The following is a 1,326-nucleotide window of genomic DNA, read 5'->3' as shown; positions in this document are numbered from 1 at the left end:
CTTTCTTACTTTCCGAAAGTACCCTCATTTACATTCTTTACATCAAACATTTTCACAGAAGATTCAATTACATAAGCCGGTTTTTCTTCATTTTTTATTCCATGAATCTTTTAATGATACGATTCTGTTGAATACCAGTCGATCGCTTAGTTCATACTTATGATCTACACAGAAATAGCCATGACGAAAAAATTGAAATTTATCCTCCGGTTGCACCTTTTCCAAGAACGGCTCCGCTATGCAATCTTTGAAGATAATCAAAGAATTAGTGTTAAAGACATCTTCCCATTTCTTGCTTTCATCATGCACGTGATCATGCTCAATCAGCAGCTTATCGTACATGTGTATCTCTACTTTTTGCCCGAAAAGTGCAGAAACCCAGTGTATTGTTCCTTTCACTTTCCGTCCCACAAAGCCCGTTCCACTTTTGGTTTCTGGATCATAAGTACAGCGAAGTTCACTTATTTCACCAGTTTCTTCATCCTTAATAATCTCATTGCACTTAATAAAATAAGCCCCTTTCAAACGCACCTCCCCATCAAGAGCTAACCGGTGAAAACCTTTAGAGGGCTGCTCCATAAAATCGTCTTTTTCTATATATATAATACCTGTAAAAGGTACGTCTCTCTTTCCTAAAGCTTCGTTTTCTGTATTGTTCTCAATCGATAACAGTTCCGATTGATTCTCTGGATAATTAGTAATGACAACTTTCAATGGATTTATAACGGTCATAACACTTGTTACTTTAGCTTTTAAATCCTGTCTCAAAGCATGTTCAAGCATAGTTATGTCTACCGTGCATTGATTCCTTATGAGGCCGATTTCCTCAATAAAACTTCTTATACTATCGGGTGTAAAGCCTCTTCTTCTGAGTCCACGGATCGTTGGAAGTCGCGGGTCGTCCCAGCCAGCAACAAATCCTCCCTCAACTAATTGTCTTAAATAGCGTTTGCTCGTAACTACACCTGTTAGATTTAATCTTCCGAACTCTCTTTGCTTAGGCGCCTCATCTATATCCAGTTCTTTCAATACCCATTCATATAAAGGGCGATGATCTTTGAATTCAATTGAGCATAAGGAATGTGTAATCCCCTCGATAGCATCTTGAATGGGGTGAGCAAAATCATACATCGGATAGATGCACCATTTAATTCCTGTTCGATAATGCTCGGCATGTATAATTCTATAGATGATTGGGTCTCTGAGATTTATATTAGATGAGCTCATGTCTATTTTTGCCCGAAGAACCTTTGAAGAAGAAGGATATTCACCCATTCTCATTTTTGTGAATAAACTTATATTTTCCTCGATTGAACGATCCCTGTA

1 protein-coding gene is annotated in these 1,326 nt (G+C 37.9%); it reads right to left on the bottom strand.

Annotated features, from left to right (window positions below; all coding sequences use genetic code 11):
• Nucleotides 1-87: 87 nt before the first annotated feature.
• Nucleotides 88-1,326, bottom strand: a 1,239-nt coding sequence (gene glnS, locus AC1DWN_RS33835) for a glutamine--tRNA ligase (protein ID WP_477563200.1), incomplete at its 5' end; no start/stop codon positions are given.

The sequence above is a fragment of the Paenibacillus sp. P4_A7 genome (genome assembly GCF_056402455.1).
This window is presented reverse-complemented; position numbering and strand designations above follow the sequence as displayed.